Below are 15,440 nucleotides of genomic sequence, written 5' to 3'. Positions count from 1 at the left end.
CCGCGACGGCACTAGGCCACAGAGTGACGGAACCAAGACCAAAGTCCAAGCGCCCTTGCATCATCGACGCCTCGGGCGTCAGAAGCAGTTTGAAGATTCTGGAGACCGCCATGAGCTACCGCGCCCCTATCCGTGACCTCGCCTTCGCCCTGGAAGCCGTCGCCGGCGTTGATCAGGTCAGCGCCACGGGCGCGTTTCCCGATTACGATGCGGACGTCATGGGCGCGGTGCTCGAAGCCGCCGGTCAGTTTTCGGAAGAGGTCCTGGCCCCGCTGAACCGTCCCGGCGATCTGGCGGGCGCCAAGTACGCCAATGGCGCAGTCACCGCCGCCCCGGGCTTCGTTGATGCTTACAAGCAGTTCGCCGAAGGCGGCTGGACCGGCCTGACCGCCTCGGTCGAGGCCGGCGGCCAGGCCCTGCCCAAGGCGCTGGAACTGGCGGCCTATGAGACCGTCCACGCCGCCAACATGGCCTTTGGCCTCTGCCCCATGCTGTCCCTGGCCTCGATCGAGGCCTTGGAGCAGGTCGGCGACGAACACCAGAAGAGCACCTATCTGCCCAAGCTGGTCAGCGGCGAATGGACCGGCGCCATGGTGCTGACCGAACCACACGCCGGTTCGGACCTGGGCGCCCTGACCACCACGGCCACGCCGAATGGCGACGGGACCTATGCCCTGAACGGCCAGAAAATTTTCATCACCTGGGGCGATCACGACGCCACGGACAACATCATCCACCTGGTGCTGGCCCGCCTTCCCGACGCCCCTGCGGGGCCCAAGGGCATCAGCCTGTTCCTGACGCCCAAGTTCGCCGTCAACGTCGACGGCTCGCTGGGCGAGCGCAACGCCTTCCACCCGGTCGGTGTCGAGCACAAGCTGGGCATCCACGCCTCGCCGACCTGCGTCATGGCCTATGAAGGCGCCCGCGCCGAACTGGTCGGTCGTCCGAACGAGGGCCTGGCCCATATGTTCGTGATGATGAACGCCGCGCGTCTGGCCGTCGGCGTCGAGGGCGTGGGCATCGCCGAGCGCGCCTATCAGCACGCCCTGGCCTATGCCCTGGAACGCCGTCAGGGCCGCAGCATCTGGACCGGCGAGAAGAACGCCCCGATCTTCGACCACCCGGACGTGCGCCGGACGCTTGGCGTCATGAAGGCCAAGATCGCCGCCGCCCGCGCCATCTGCCTGTCCACCGGCGTCGCCGCCGACCTGGCCCGCCACGCCGCGACCGAGGCCGAACGCAAGGCGTGGAAGGGCCGCGAGGACCTGTTCACCCCCATCGCCAAGGCCTGGTCCACCGACGTCGGCTGCGAGGTCGCCTCGCTGGGCGTTCAGGTCCACGGCGGCATGGGCTTCATCGAGGAGACCGGTGCGGCCCAATACTATCGCGACGCCCGCATCACCCCGATCTACGAAGGCACCAACGGCATCCAGGCCATGGATCTGGTCGGCCGCAAGCTGTCGATGGACGGCGGCGATTCCGCCAAGGCCCTGATCGCCGAGATGAAGACCACGCTCGGCCAGATCGATCGCCTCTATGCAGGCAAGCCTGTCGAGCGCTTCGCCACGGCCATCGAGGCCATCGAGGACGCCACCCTGTGGCTGCTGGACCGCAAGGCCGCCGCTGACGGCGCCGCTGACGTTCTGGCGGGCGCCGACGCCTATCTGAAACTGATGGGCGACGTGGTCGGCGGCTGGATGCTGGCCAAGGGCGCTTTGGCCGCCAAGGCGCGCCTGGACGCCGGAAACGGCGATCCCGTCTGGCTGCAAGGCAAGCTGGACCTGTATGAGCTCTACGCCGCCAACGTCCTGGGCCACGTTTCCAGCCGTCTGGCCGCCGTGGGCCAGGGCGGGGAGTTGCTGCAAAGCCTGACGGTCGAGGCGCTGGCGGGCTGATTGTCCGCCTCCATGGCTTGAGCGCACAACGCCTCCCGTGCAACCTGCACACGGGAGGCGTTCTCATGAGAACATTGATCGGCGCTGCAAGCCTGATGCTTGGGGTTATTTTCAATTGCCCTGCACAGGCTCTGGCAGAGACGCCGGTCGCCTGGGTGACGCGCCCTGTGCCCACACCCAATGACTTTCCCCCGTTCGCCGCCGCCATGGGTGTTAACGGTTGGGTCGAGGTGAACTGTCGCGTGACGGATGAAGGCTTGCCGAACGCCTGCACCGCCATGCGCGCCAGACCGGACGGTCTGGGGTTCGCAGAGGCGGCGGTGCGCGTGATCCAGCGCGCCCGGTTGACGCCCGCCGCACCAGGCTCGCCCCCCGAGGAACGCGAGTTCACGGTCCGTGTGCCGTTCAATATCAAGCCGTTCAACGCGGAGACGCCCCCGCCCTGGTCTGGCCCGACGCCCAGCGCTGCGCAGATGCAAAGCGGTCAGCGCCATGCCCGGCGCAGCATCGAACCGACCGTTCGCCTGAGACGCCAATGGCGACTGGATCGGATGCCGCCCGAAATGCGCCGGACGACCGAAGGCTGGATCGCCGAACTGTTCGGAAGCCTGGAGGCGGAGCGTCAGCGACGGGGTCTGGCCATGGCGCGCGTCCTGGCCATGCGCGGACTGGAGACCATGCCGCCCAAACAGCCGGACGACTGGAGTGAATCCTGGGTTCCACAGCTGAACGAGGCCGGTCGTGATCTCTATCCTCGCGAACCGATGATCGAACTGCGTCGTCGCTTTTGCGCCCGTTACGATTGCGGGCCATCGGCCGAAACCGTCACCAGCCCTGAATAGTCCGGAGTTCCCCGCATGATTACGCTTCTGGCGGCCTTGGCTTTGCTGGTCGAACCTGTGCGCTGGGAGACGCCGCCGGATGTAAAGCCTTCCGACTACCCGGCTCTGGCCAGAGACTTGCGGATCAACGGGACCGTCACGCTAGAGTGCGAGAATAACGACGCTGGCGCTCTCGCCCGGTGCGCGGCTGTGTCGGCCAAGCCCGCTGATGCGGGGTTCCAGCAAGCCGCCCTGGCGATCGTGTTCCGAGGGCGTGTCGCCCAGCCCGCGGGCGTCCCTTTCATGATCGAACTGCCCTTCGACATCCTGACCGAAGGCGACGAACCGCTGCGTCAACCATGGGAAGGCCCCGAGCCCGGCCCAGAACATCTCCAGGCCGCACAGGCCTTTACCGACAGTTTCTATCACGGCAGCCGCTCTGCGACCGAACGCTCGATCCGTGACTGGAAGGTCAACGAGATGCCGACCGAAAAAGCGGCGCTGCTGCGCGACTGGATGGCCGAGCTATACCCCGACCTTGAAGCCGAGAAAGCCTGGCAAGCCGCAGGGATTGCTCGCGTCCTGGCGTTGCACGGCCTGGACTACCTGCCGACCCGCAAACCGATCGGCTGGGACGTCTGGTACGCCCAGGTCACCCAGGCCAGCCCGGAAGACCCGGCCCCGATCAGAAACGAAATGCGCCGCCGCTACTGTGCGGCGTTCGACTGCGTTTCGGGCGCAGCGGTCGACTGATCAAGCAGGGCGATCGCCTCGCGCACGTACTGGGCGTGGGCGACGACGCCCAGTTCCAGGCCTTCGCCGCCGCCCTGAACCTCCTGGACCAGAACCCCGGCGATATAGGGGTGATCCGGCGTCGGCGCGCCCGGCAAACGATCGACAGCGGGGGTCCAGAAGACCGGCCCTCCAGAGTTGCCCTGCGACACGGCGAAATCCAGCAGGAAGGTCGGGAAGTGCCGGATCGGCGTCAGCGGCCATGAACTGATGCGGCCCAGGCGCAAGATCGGGAATCCGGCCTTGTTGGCCGACAGACCGTGCGGATAGCCCAAGGCCATCAGTTCGTCGCCAGGCCCGACACGCCAACGATCGAAGGTGTTTTCATCCGCAAGCCAGCCAACGGGGATGGCCGCCCGGGTGAAAGCGTCGGGCGCGATGATTTCCATGACCGCGACGTCTCGCTCTGGATGCCGGGTCCATAGCGGCGTGCCGGTCATGTCGCGAATCCGCAGGTTCGCGGGCGCGAATTTCCAGGCGCCATCGGCTTCGGCGGTCCGCCAGCCGATACGCGCCTCGGGACCCGGCATGACGTTCAGAACATGCGCCGCCGTCACCAGCACCACGCGTGACGAGCCGTCGGGCTTCGGCGCCGAGATCAGAAAGCCCGTTCCGACCTTGCGCGAGCTTTCATTCAGGGGCTGATCCAGTTGCATGGTGGCGTTGATCATGCCCACGGTCAGGTCCCAGGGAACGGGAGCGACAGCGGCGGGCGGTGCGGGCGGAACGTCCTGAGAGATCATTCCGCCATTTGACGCCGCACGCGCGCGGGCACAAGGTCCTCCAACCACAGGGGAACCACATCCATGAATCGCCGCGAACTGATCGCCTCGACCGCCGCTGTCGGCCTCGCCGCCGCCTCCCCTGCACTCGCCCGTTCGACTACCGGAGCCTCGATGTCCCTGCCCCAGCCGCCCGTCGCCAAGAAGATTCCCGTCCGCATCGAGCAACTGGGCCGCGTCCGCACCGACGACTATCAGTGGATGAAGGACGACAACTGGCAGGCCGTGCTGCGCGACCCGTCGCTGATCAAGGCCGACGTCAAGGAACATCTGACTGCCGAGAACGCCTATCGCGAGGCCATGATGGCCTCCACCCTGCCGCTGCAGGCCCAGATGTTCGAGGAAATGAAGGGCCGCATCAAGGAAGACGACAGCTCCGTCCCCGCCGCCGACGGCGCCTGGGAGTATTTCACCGAGTATCGCACGGGTGAACAGCACCCGCGCTATATGCGGGTCGAGCGTCAGGGGACCTGGATGGTGGACGGCCAGCCCGTGACCAGGAACTTCATCAAGGCCCCGACACCTCAGCTCCTGCTGGACTGCAACGCCCTGGCCGAGGGCAAGGCCTATTCGGAGGTCTCGGCGACCGAGCACAGCCCCGACCATGCCCTGTTCGCCTATGCCGAGGACGCCCAAGGCTCCGAGGTCTTCAAGATCTACATCAAGGATCTGGCGACCGGCGAGGTCCTGCCCGATCCCATCGAATCGGCGACCGAAAACTTCACCTTCTCGCCCGACAGCCAGTGGATCTTCTGGACCAACCGCGACGACAATGGCCGCCCGGACAAGATCTTCCGTCGTCCGGCGCGCGGCGGCGAAACCACCCTGGTCTATGAGGAGACCGACGACGGCATGTTCCAGAGCGTCGGCCGCACCTCCGACGACGCCTTCATCATCATCGGCATCGGCAACCAGGAAACCTCGGAAGGTCGTATCATCCCCGGCGCGACGCCCACGGCGACGCCGGTCGTGGTCGAACCGCGCCATGAGGGCCGCCTCTATGATCTGGATCACTGGGGCGACCGCTGGGTGATCCGCACCAACGCCGACGACGCTATCGACTTCAAGGTGGTGGAGGCCCCGACCGACGCCCCTGCCAAGGCGAACTGGAAGGATCTGATCCCCCATACGCCCGGCCGCTTCATCGAGGGTGTGGCCCTGGTGAAGGACTATCTGGGTCGCCAGGAACGCGCCGACGCCAACACGAAGATCGTCATCCGCGACCGCGCCGGCGCCGAGCACGAGATCGCCGTGGATGAGCCCGCCTACGCCCTGTCTCTGGGCGGGGGGTCGGAATTCGACACCACGATCATGCGCTACGGCTACAACTCGCCGTCGACGCCGACCTCGACCTACGACTACGACCTGAAGACGCGCGAGCGCACCCTGCGCAAGGTTCAGGAGGTTCCGTCCGGCCACGACCCGGCCGACTATGTGGTCGAGCGTCTGAACGCCCCGGCTTCGGACGGCGAACTGGTGCCGGTGACGGTGTTGCGCCGCAAGGACACGCCGGTGGACGGCTCTGCCCCTCTGCTGCTCTACGGCTACGGCTCCTACGGCATCCCCATGGCGGCCAGCTTCTCGACCAACCGGCTGTCGCTGGTGGATCGCGGCTTCATCTACGCCATCGCCCATATCCGTGGCGGCTCGGACAAGGGCTGGAACTGGTTCCTGACCGCACGCCGCTTCACCAAGAAGAACACCTTCACTGACTTCACCGCGGCCGCCGACCACCTGATTGCGCAGAACTACACCAGGGCCGGAAACATCGTGGCCGAGGGGCGGTCGGCCGGCGGCCTGCTCATGGGCGCCGTCACCAATATGCGGCCCGAACTGTGGGCCGGCGTGATTGGCGGCGTGCCCTTCGTTGATGTCATCAACACCATGAGCGACACCTCCCTGCCGCTCACGCCGCCGGAGTGGCCTGAATGGGGCAATCCGCTCGAAGACGCCGCCGCCTACGACTACATGCTGAGCTACAGCCCCTACGACCAGATCGAAGCCAAACCCTATCCTGCCCTGCTGGCGACCGGCGGCCTGTCCGATCCGCGTGTGACCTACTGGGAACCCGAGAAGTGGGTCGCCAGGCTGCGTCCGGCCTCGACCTCGGGCAAGCCGGTGCTGCTCAAGATCAACATGGAGGCGGGCCACTTCGCCTCGTCCGGGCGCTTCGACTATCTGAAGGACATCGCCCACGACTACGCCTTCGCCGTCTGGGCCGTCGAGAAGGGCTGGGAAAAGGCGTGATCATCCGGCCGTACACGGACGCCGACCTGGCCGCCGTCACGGCCATCTACGCCGACAGCGTGCTGAACGGCACGGGGACGTTCGAGCTGGACGTCCCCTCATCCGACGAGATGAGGTCGCGTCTGGCCGCGCCCGCGTCGCTGGGCCTGCCTGTTCTGGTCGCCGACATCGAGGGTCAGGTCGCGGGTTATGCCTACGCCGGTCCCTATCGTCTGCGCGCCGCCTATCGATTCATGGTCGAGGACTCGATCTATGTGTCCGAGATGTTTCGCGGGCGCGGCGTCGGCAAGGCTCTTCTGGACGCCCTGCTGGGCGCCTGCGAGGCGCTCGGCATGCGTCAGATGGTGGCGGTGATCGGCGACAGCGACAACGCCGGCTCGATCGCCCTGCACGCGGCCGCGGGTTTTGAACACGTCGGCGTCTTTCACGCCGCGGGATGGAAGTTCGACGCCTGGCGCGACGTCGTCTTCATGCAGAAGGCGCTTGGCCTCGGAGCAACCGCGGCGCCGGATGCGCCCGGCCTGGACTGCGGGCGCTAGAAGCTGAATTCGCAGATAATTTCAGCAACCTCTCACATTGCGCTTGACCCCATCATGAGTCGCCCTTAATCCGCACTTCTCCTCCTCGCGGAGGGGAACGCGGGTGTAGCTCAGTTGGTTAGAGTGCCGGCCTGTCACGCCGGAGGTCGCGGGTTCGAGCCCCGTCACTCGCGCCATTCTCTTCAGCGAAGGGAATGGCGCACACCGCCTCTCAAATCCTGAAATCAGAAACGAACAGCGCCTCAGAGCGGCTGTCTTGTTGCGTGTGTTCTGGCTCGCACCGTCCTTCCAGATGCTATGCGACGGTCACAAAAAGGGGGAGCGCGATGACGCGCTCCCCCTCTTCGTTGCTGGAGCCCCAGCCGGTCAGTCGACCGGCTTGACGTTGTCGTCCGAGTTGCGGTCGATCCAGCGGTTGTAGGGGTCGATACCCGCAAAGGCCGGCTTCTGCTCCGTGACGAAGCGGAAGACCTGGGTTCCGCTGCGCAGGGGCCGACGCTCCATCAGGATGACCGACTTGCGGTCGAACGCCCCCTTGCCCGGCTCGGCGGAGAACAGGCCGACATCGAAGGTCTCGTTCAGCGGGGCCTCGGTCTCCTCGCCCTTGCCGTCGGCGTAGAGCTTGCGGGCCTCGACCGTCAGGGCGACGTCCCACTTGCCGTCGGCGCGACGGGTCGCCGTGACCGACTTGGTCTTCACGTCATACAGGGTGATCTTCTCGAACAGGTCGGTGATCAGGGCCTGCTTGTCGGCCGGCGCCTCGGCGCGGATCGCGTTGATGAGATCCAGCGAGCGCGGATAGGGCGCGGACTTGAAGGCGTACTGAGCCAGCACCCGACGCAGGGCGCGGTTGACCGCCTCCTCCCCGATCTGGTCGCGCAGCAGGTACATGACCAGACCGCCCTTCTGATAGTGGATGTACTGCTGGTTCTCGATGCGCATCAGCGGCATCTCCTCCAGCCGCTCCATGCCGCGCGAGCGCAGGTAGCGGTCCAGCTCATACTTCAGGAAGCGGCGGATCTTGTCGGGTCCGTACAGCTTCTCCATCACCATCAGCGCCGAGTATTGCGCCAGGGATTCCGACAGCAGGGTCGAGCCCTGCTGGTCAGAACCCACCACCTGGTGCGCCCACCACTGGTGGCCGACCTCGTGGGCGGTGACGTAGGTGACGTAGTCGATCTTCTCCTCGTCGGTCAGGTCGGCGATGAAGCCGAGGCCTTCCGAATAGGGCATGGTGTTGGCGAAGGCCTGGGCGAAGCTGGCGTAGGCCGGGAACTCGATGATCCGGGCCTGACGGAACTGGTATGGGCTGAAAGCGGTGCCGTAGTAGTCCAGCGACGCCTTCATGCCGTTCAGCATGCGCTGGACGTTCCCCTCATGGCCCTTGTGGTAGTAGACGGCCAGTTCGATCGGACCGTGCTGCTCCCTGGCGATCTGATAGTCGGCGGACTGGACCGAGAAGAAGTTCAGAACCGGGGCCTCGGTGACGAATCGGGCCGTGCGACGGCCGTCCTTCGTTACGTCCGACACCTTGTAGCCCGGCGCGATCGGCGTCTGATCGGCGACCGTGGTTACGGTGATGTCGGCGTTGACCCAGTCGGCGCCGATATAGTTGTGAGCCCGCGCGCTTTCGTCCTCCAGCTTGGCCATGCGCAGCTCGGCCGGCAGGCCGTGCTTGCGGCGCTTGGCGCGATCCGACAGCAGGCCGTCGCGGCCCATGCCGATGGTCAGGCCGAACTCGCCATTGTTGACGAAGGTGCCGTTGTCGACGATCCGTGTGGTGTCGCCGCTGTTCTTGAAGCCGCGCTGCTCCAGCACCGTCTCAAAGGCGATGATGCGCTTCTCGCCCGGCTGCATCGGTGTAGCGAAACGATAGATCCGGTACTCGAATTGCGGCCACTCCCTGGCCACCGTCGCGCCCTGGACGTCCAGCATGGCGATCTTCAGGTCCTGGCTCCAGCGCAGGTGGACTTCGCCCAGAGGCGCACCTGTGCGGTTCTCGATGACGTAGCTCCCCTTGGTCGTCAGACGCGGCTGGTGCGGATAGAGGTCCAGGTCCAGCTTGACGTCGGTGATCGCGGGCTGAGGCGTCTTCTCGTACTTCAGCAGGGTCTTCTCATAGTCCGCCATCAGTTGTTCGCGCTGATCGCGGCTGCGGTACTCGTTCCAGACGTTGGTGTTGATGAAGGTAAAGACGCCCAGGGTCACAAAGGCGGTCAGGGCGACGCCTCCGATCACGCCCGCCGGCCCCACCAGGCGACGCGGCAGACGCTCCAGGCGCGGCAGGAAGCGCGTCTCGGCGCCCCGACGCCACAGACCATAGGCGATGACCAGAAGGACGACGGCGAAGCTCGACCAATAGGCCTGCATCCACGCCGCGTAGCCCGCGAACTTGCCCAGACCGTTCATGTCCGACAGCGGCATGCCCGTCCCCGAACCATAGCGGTACAGGACATGGTCAAAGCCCAAGTTTGACAGGACGATGGTCGAGATCAGATAGACCACCATAATGGCCCAGCCGACGAACTTGTTGGGCGACAGGGCCTGCACGAAGATGGCCAGCACAGCCATCAGCGCAAAGCTGATCGACTGGGGCACGACGTACCAGAACAGGTACTTGCCGATCTCGAAGTTGGTGTAGCCCTTGATCGTCTGCACGATCATTCCGGCCAGAGAGGCGGCCAGCAGGGTCGAGACCAGGACCAGAACCAGGGCCAGGGTCTTGGGCAGCAGGAAGGTCCAGTCCGGCGTCGAGGTGGAATCGATGATCTCGTGTGTGCGCCGCTCCCGGTCACGCCAGACCAGTTCGCCGGAATAGTAGATGGCGATGATCAGGACGATCAGACCGAATGAGCTGCCCAAGGTCTCGATCACCACGCGCGTGACCGGCAGGACGGGCGCGCCGTACATCTCGCCTGCGAACAGCAGGACGGCGATGCCGAAGGCGAAGCCCAGCGCCAGCATGACGAAATAGGCGGGACTCTTGAACACTGCCTTCATCTCGAAGACGGTGCGCGAGATCAGCTGCGTCCAGCCAGCCTTGAAGCCATAGGACGGCTGGGCCAGCGGTGCGACAGGCGCCGTCGATTCCGGCGAGGCCTCGGCCATGGCCTTCAGCTTTTCCTGCTTGCGCAGCTTCGATCCGCGCGGCGACGGGCGGTAGAGAGGGAAAGCCGCCGCCAGGAAGGTCAGGCTGACGCCCAGCCACAACAGCTTGTTGCCCAGCAGCAAGCCGGTCAGCGGCGCATTGATCGTGTTGCGCTCGGCCGCGGTCCAGTAGCGGGTCGCCAGGCCATAGGCGCCGGCGCCGAAGGGCTCCAGCCAGGCCACCAGGGTCTCCAGTTCCGGCTTGGAGCCGAACACCGTGGTTGTGGTCATGTAGAGGATGAAGACCCCGACGACGCCGACATAGGTCGCCATCATCGAGCGTGTGACGGTCGCCAGAGTGAAGAAGACCGCGGAGCTGAACAGCAGCCCCGGCAGGCCCATGACCACAAAGCTGTAAAGGTAGTCGAGCGGACGGAAGGGGCCGACCGTCTCCTTGTCCACCCACGGCATCAGCGTGCCGATCAGGATGCCCAAGGCGATCGACAGGAAGGCCAGGGCCACCACAGCGAAGGCGCCGAGGAAGCGTCCATAGAGGTAGTCGAACTTCGACAGACGACTGGCCTGAATCATCGGCCCGAAGCCGGTCGTGGCGTCACGCACGACGACGTTGGCGACGATGGCCGTGGTCGCCAGCATGAAGAAGAGATTGAAGGCCAGCATCGCCTGCGCGATCGCGAAGGGCGCGTTCTTGAAGACGTTGCCGCCCGAACCGAGGCTGATGTTGGGGCTGGCGACCGTGCCGAAGCTCAGCAGGAAGAAGAGGATGGAGATAACCCAGAAGGCGGGCTGGCGAAGCTGATAGCGGAACTCGAAGGCCGCGACTTTCCCGAACATGATCCCGGCCTCAGGCGGCTTGAGCGGCGGCGGGGCGGCGCGAGGCGGCCAGCGTCGAGAAGTAGACGTCCTCCAGACCGCCCGAGGCCGGCTCGAAGCCCTCGCCCGGCTTGCTGTCCGCCAGGACGTGGATCACGGTCTGACCCGCGAACAGGCGCGTCGAGATGACTTCGAAACGGGCGCGGTGTTCCGGCAGGGCCTCCTTGGCGATGGCCTTCTTCCAGACTCGTCCGGCCATCTGCTTCATCAGCTCCAGCGGTGCGCCTTCCAGTTGGATCTTGCCGCCCGCCAGCACCGCCATGCGCGGGCACAGGTCGGCCACGTCCTCAACGATGTGGGTCGACAGGATGACCACCACGTTCTCGCCGATCTCGGCCAGCAGGTTGAGGAAGCGGTTGCGCTCCTCCGGGTCCAGACCGGCGGTGGGCTCGTCGACGATGATCAGGCGCGGATTGCCGATCAGGGCCTGGGCGATGCCGAAACGCTGTCGCATTCCGCCCGAGAAGCCGGCCAGGGCCTTCTTGCGGACACTCCACAGATTGACCTGGTTCAGCAGGGCCTCGACCGTCTGCTTGCGCGCCTTGCCGTCGGCGATCCCCTTCAGCACCGCCATGTGGTCCAGCATGTCGTAGGCCGAGACGCGCGGGTAGACGCCGAAGTCCTGGGGCAGATAGCCCAGCGTCCGGCGCAGCAACTCCGGCTGGCGGATCACGTCGATGTCGCCGAAGCGGATCTCGCCCGACGTCGGACTTTGAAGGGTGGCGATCGTCCGCATCAGCGTCGACTTGCCGGCCCCGTTCGGGCCCAGCAATCCGAACATGCCGGTCGGGATCGTCAGGCTGACGTCGTCCAGAGCCCGTGTCCCGTTGCCGTAGACGTGGACCAGATTGTTGATGGTCAGCATGAAGCGCCCCCGCGTGTAAAAGGTGCTTTACGCTGACGGATTCAACGGTCGTTCATCAAGTTAAAAATCAGACAGAAAAGCGGCGAAACGATCAGAGATCGTCCACGCGCTGATCCGCCGCCTGCACCTCTTCCTTCATCCAGCGGACGAAGGCGCGCGCCGGCTCGGACACGCCACTGCGCCGCGTCAGGACATGATAGGCCATCTCAGTCGCGAAGGCGCCGTCCGCAAACGGAGCGACCAGTCGCCCCGACGCCAGGTCCTCCGCCACGAAGGCGTAGGGAGCCAGAGCTACCCCCTGACCATGGGCGGCCGCTTCGATGGCCAGAGCCGTCTGGTCGAAACGTGGACCAACTGAGGCGTCGATCTGGTCCACGCCCTTGGCCTTCAGCCAGGCGGCCCAATCCGGACGAGGTTCTTCCAGCTCGCCGGCGCGCAGGTGTATCAGGACCTGTTGCGCCAGATCGACGGGGCGTTTCAACGCCCTGGGCCCCGTCAACAGGGCCGGGCTGCATACCGGGGTCACATCCGCCGACAACAGACGCTCGGAGCGTACGCCCGAATAATCGCCGCGTCCGTAACGGACCGCCACGTCCACCCGTCCGCCGCCGACGTCCGCCAGCCGCATGTCCGCCGACATCCAGACCTCAACCTCGGGGTGGGCCGCTGCGAATCGGGCGATGCGCGGGGCCAGCCATTTGGCGGCGAACGACGGCGGCACGCTGACCGCCAGGGCGTGGCGCCGATCCGGGCGGTACAACAGGTCCCCTGCCCGCTTCAGGTAGTCGAAACCGTCGTGCAGCAGCGGATAGAGCTCGGCGCCCAGGTCGGTCAGGGCGATCTGGCGTCCCTCGCGGTGGAACAGAGGCGCGCCCGCATGTTCCTCCAGAATGCGGATCTGCTGGCTGATGGCGCCGGGCGTGACTGACAGTTCCTCAGCGGCGCGGGTGATGTTCAGGCGACGCGCCGCGGCTTCGAACGCCTTCAGCGCGTTCAGCGGCGGGATGCGGCTGTCGACAGAGGCTTCTTTCTTGCGGCTCATCGGCTCAGCCACTCCGGCGTCGGCAGGCCCCGCGCGCTCAGGAAGGCGGGATCATAGACCTTGCTGGAATAGCGCTGACCAGAGTCGCACAGAACAGTGACGATGGTCTTGCCCGGCCCCAGATCGCGCGCCATGCGGATGGCGCCGGCGACATTGACGCCGCTGGACGGCCCCAGCGACAGGCCCTCGTGCTGCACCAGATCAAACAGAATGGGCAGGAACTCCGCATCCTCGATCCTGTAGGGGTGATCGACCGCCAGCCCCTCCAGATTGCCGGTGATGCGATTGACGCCAATGCCCTCGGTGATCGAGCTGCCCTCGCCCTTCAGCACGCCCTCGGTGAACCAGCTGTAGAGTGCGGCGCCCGGCACATCGGCCAGACCGATGGCGATCTCCGGCTTCTGTTCGCGCAGATATGCGGCGCATCCTGCCAGGGTGCCGCCTGATCCCACGGCGCAAATGAAGCCGTCGATGTTCCCGTCCGTCTGCTTCCATATCTCCGGCGCCGTGGCCTCATAGTGGGCTTCGCGATTGGCAAGATTGTCGAACTGGTCGGCGTAGAAGGCGCCGTTCGGCTCGCTTTCGTTCAGTTCCTCGGCCAGACGGCGAGAATAGGCGACGAAATGGTTGGGGCTGGCGAAGGGCGCCGGATCGACTTCGATCAGGCGCGCGCCGTGCAGGCGGACGGCCCGCTTCTTCTCGTCCGTCTGGCTGCGCGGCATGACGATGACGACCGGGTGGCCCAACGCGGCGCCGACCAGGGCCAGACCGATTCCGGTATTGCCCGCCGTGCCCTCGACGATGACCCCGCCGGGCTTCAGCGCGCCGGAGGCCCGCGCCTTGCGAATGATGCTGAGCGCCGCGCGGTCCTTGATCGAACCGCCGACGTTCATGAACTCGGCCTTGCCCAGGATTTCACAGCCCGTCAGCTCCGACGCGCCCTTGAGGCGCACCAGAGGCGTATTGCCGATCAGGCCGAGAACATCAGGCGCGACGATCATGGAACTTCCGAACCGTGGACAAGAGGGTGACCCTCTTAGCCACAGTTCAGATTTTCTAACAACTCGATCAGATGTGGATCACGCGTCCATAGGCGTCCAGAGCCGCCTCGTGCATGGCTTCGGACATGGTCGGGTGCGGATAGACGATGCCGTGGATGTCTTCCTCGGTCGCTTCCATGGTGATGGCGGTGACGTAGCCCTGGATCATTTCCGTGACTTCGTGGCCGATCATGTGGGCGCCGATCAGGGCGCCGGTCTTGGCGTCGAAGATGACCTTGACGAAGCCGTCGACCTCGCCCGCCGCCACGGCCTTGCCGTTCACGCGGAACGGGAAGCGGCCGATTTTGACCTCGCGCTTGGCCTCGCGCGCGCCCTGCTCGGTGACCCCGACCGAAGCGACTTGGGGCTGGGCGTAGGTGCAGCCAGCGATAGGCGAATGGACGTTCGGGGTCTTGTAGGCCGCGATATGCTCGGCGGCGTGAATGCCTTCGTGCGACGCCTTGTGCGCCAGCCAGGGCGCGCCGGCGCAATCGCCGATGGCGTAGAGGCCCTTGACGTTGGTCTGGCAGTGGCTGTCGGTCCTGATGTGGCCGCGGTCCAGTTCGACGCCCAGCGCCTCCAGACCGATGCCGTCGGTGTTGGCGGTGATGCCGACGGCCGAGATGCAGACCTCGGCCTCAAGCGTCTCGGCCTTGCCGTTGACTTCAACGTCGACCTTCACGCCCTTGGCATCCTTGGAGACCTTGGTGACTTTGGCGCCGACCTTGAACTTGATGCCGCGCTTCTCGAACGACTTCTGAGCGGCCTTCGAGACCTCTTCGTCCTCCACCGGCATGATGCGATCCACGGCTTCCACCACGGTCACTTCGGCGCCCAGAGCGCGATAGAAGCTGGCGAACTCGATGCCGATGGCGCCCGAACCGATGACGACGAAGGTCTTGGGCAGCTTCTTGGGCGCCAGGGCGTCGCGATAGGCCCAGATCTTGTCGCCGTCCGCTTCCAGACCGATCTGCGGCAGGGCGCGGGCGCGGGCGCCGACGGCCAGCATGACGGTCTTGGCTTCGATGGCGCGCGTGCCGCCGGCCTTCAGCGCCACGACGACCTTGGGAGCAGCCGCGCCCTTTTCGAGCGTGGCCGAGCCTTCGATCACCTCGATCTTGTTCTTCTTCATCAGGAAGCCGATGCCCTTGTTCATCGTCGCCGCAACCCCGCGCGAGCGCTGGATGATGGCGTCGAAGTCAAACGAGGCGCCCGAGGCGGACAGGCCGTATTCCTTGAGGTGCGACAGGCTCTCGAACTTCTCGCCCGACTTCAGCAGAGCCTTGGTGGGGATGCAGCCCCAGTTCAGGCAGATGCCGCCCAGGCTTTCGCGCTCGATGATCGCGGTCTTGAGGCCCAGTTGGCTGGCGCGGATCGCCGCGACGTAACCGCCGGGGCCCGAACCGATGACGACGAGATCGAATTCAGCAGCCATG

Annotated in this window: 11 protein-coding genes and 1 tRNA gene; 6 read left to right on the top strand and 6 right to left on the bottom strand. The window is 65.7% G+C overall.

Translation table 11 applies throughout. The features are described 5' to 3' along the window. Positions 1-110: 110 nt before the first annotated feature. The 3 genes from ACZ5XO_RS07850 to ACZ5XO_RS07840 all read left to right on the top strand — a co-directional run bounded on the left by ACZ5XO_RS07850 (position 111) and on the right by ACZ5XO_RS07840 (position 3,469). Entirely contained in the window at positions 111-1,895 is a 1,785-nt protein-coding gene (locus ACZ5XO_RS07850) for an acyl-CoA dehydrogenase (RefSeq protein WP_464164771.1), read from the top strand. Positions 1,896-2,062: 167 nt separating this feature from the next. Then, positions 2,063-2,737, top strand: a complete 675-nt coding sequence (locus tag ACZ5XO_RS07845; RefSeq protein ID WP_464164770.1) for an energy transducer TonB — start codon at positions 2,063-2,065, stop codon at positions 2,735-2,737. A 15-nt stretch (positions 2,738-2,752) separates the two neighbouring features. Further along, positions 2,753-3,469: an energy transducer TonB gene (locus tag ACZ5XO_RS07840; RefSeq protein ID WP_464164769.1), complete on the top strand. Its 717-nt coding sequence runs from the start codon at positions 2,753-2,755 to the stop codon at positions 3,467-3,469. Here the strand turns inward: ACZ5XO_RS07840 and ACZ5XO_RS07835 are convergent. Then, positions 3,424-4,251 carry a S1 family peptidase gene (locus ACZ5XO_RS07835; RefSeq protein ID WP_464164767.1) on the bottom strand — a complete coding sequence of 276 codons (828 nt, stop codon included), beginning with the start codon at positions 4,249-4,251 and terminating at the stop codon, positions 3,424-3,426. The genes ACZ5XO_RS07840 and ACZ5XO_RS07835 overlap by 46 nt on opposite strands. Before the next feature lie 63 nt (positions 4,252-4,314). Between ACZ5XO_RS07835 and ACZ5XO_RS07830 the strand changes: the two genes are divergently transcribed. From ACZ5XO_RS07830 to ACZ5XO_RS07820, 3 genes are all read left to right on the top strand, one after another. Continuing rightward, entirely contained in the window at positions 4,315-6,537 is a 2,223-nt protein-coding gene (locus ACZ5XO_RS07830) for a S9 family peptidase (protein WP_464164765.1), read from the top strand. Then, a complete protein-coding gene (locus ACZ5XO_RS07825) occupies positions 6,534-7,076 on the top strand; it encodes an N-acetyltransferase family protein (protein ID WP_464164763.1) in 543 nt (180 codons plus the stop codon). The genes ACZ5XO_RS07830 and ACZ5XO_RS07825 overlap by 4 nt, the downstream gene beginning before the upstream one ends. 99 nt (positions 7,077-7,175) lie before the next feature. After that, positions 7,176-7,252 (top strand) — tRNA-Asp (locus tag ACZ5XO_RS07820). A 190-nt stretch (positions 7,253-7,442) separates the two neighbouring features. Here the strand turns inward: ACZ5XO_RS07820 and ACZ5XO_RS07815 are convergent. From ACZ5XO_RS07815 to lpdA, 5 genes are all read right to left on the bottom strand, one after another. Beyond that, positions 7,443-11,018 carry an ABC transporter permease/M1 family aminopeptidase gene (locus tag ACZ5XO_RS07815; protein ID WP_464164761.1) on the bottom strand — a complete coding sequence of 1,192 codons (3,576 nt, stop codon included), beginning with the start codon at positions 11,016-11,018 and terminating at the stop codon, positions 7,443-7,445. Between the two features lie 10 nt (positions 11,019-11,028). Continuing rightward, positions 11,029-11,922: an ABC transporter ATP-binding protein gene (locus ACZ5XO_RS07810; RefSeq protein WP_464164759.1), complete on the bottom strand. Its 894-nt coding sequence runs from the start codon at positions 11,920-11,922 to the stop codon at positions 11,029-11,031. 91 nt (positions 11,923-12,013) lie between these two features. Then, entirely contained in the window at positions 12,014-12,964 is a 951-nt protein-coding gene (gcvA, locus tag ACZ5XO_RS07805) for a transcriptional regulator GcvA (RefSeq protein ID WP_464164757.1), read from the bottom strand. Then, a complete protein-coding gene (locus tag ACZ5XO_RS07800; protein WP_464164755.1) occupies positions 12,961-13,965 on the bottom strand; it encodes a cysteine synthase A in 1,005 nt (334 codons plus the stop codon). The genes gcvA and ACZ5XO_RS07800 overlap by 4 nt, the downstream gene beginning before the upstream one ends. Positions 13,966-14,032: 67 nt before the next feature. Continuing rightward, positions 14,033-15,439: a dihydrolipoyl dehydrogenase gene (gene lpdA, locus ACZ5XO_RS07795; RefSeq protein ID WP_464164753.1), complete on the bottom strand. Its 1,407-nt coding sequence runs from the start codon at positions 15,437-15,439 to the stop codon at positions 14,033-14,035. Position 15,440: the final 1 nt, after the last annotated feature.

This window comes from Brevundimonas sp. T2-11 (genome assembly GCF_055397675.1).
This window is presented reverse-complemented; position numbering and strand designations above follow the sequence as displayed.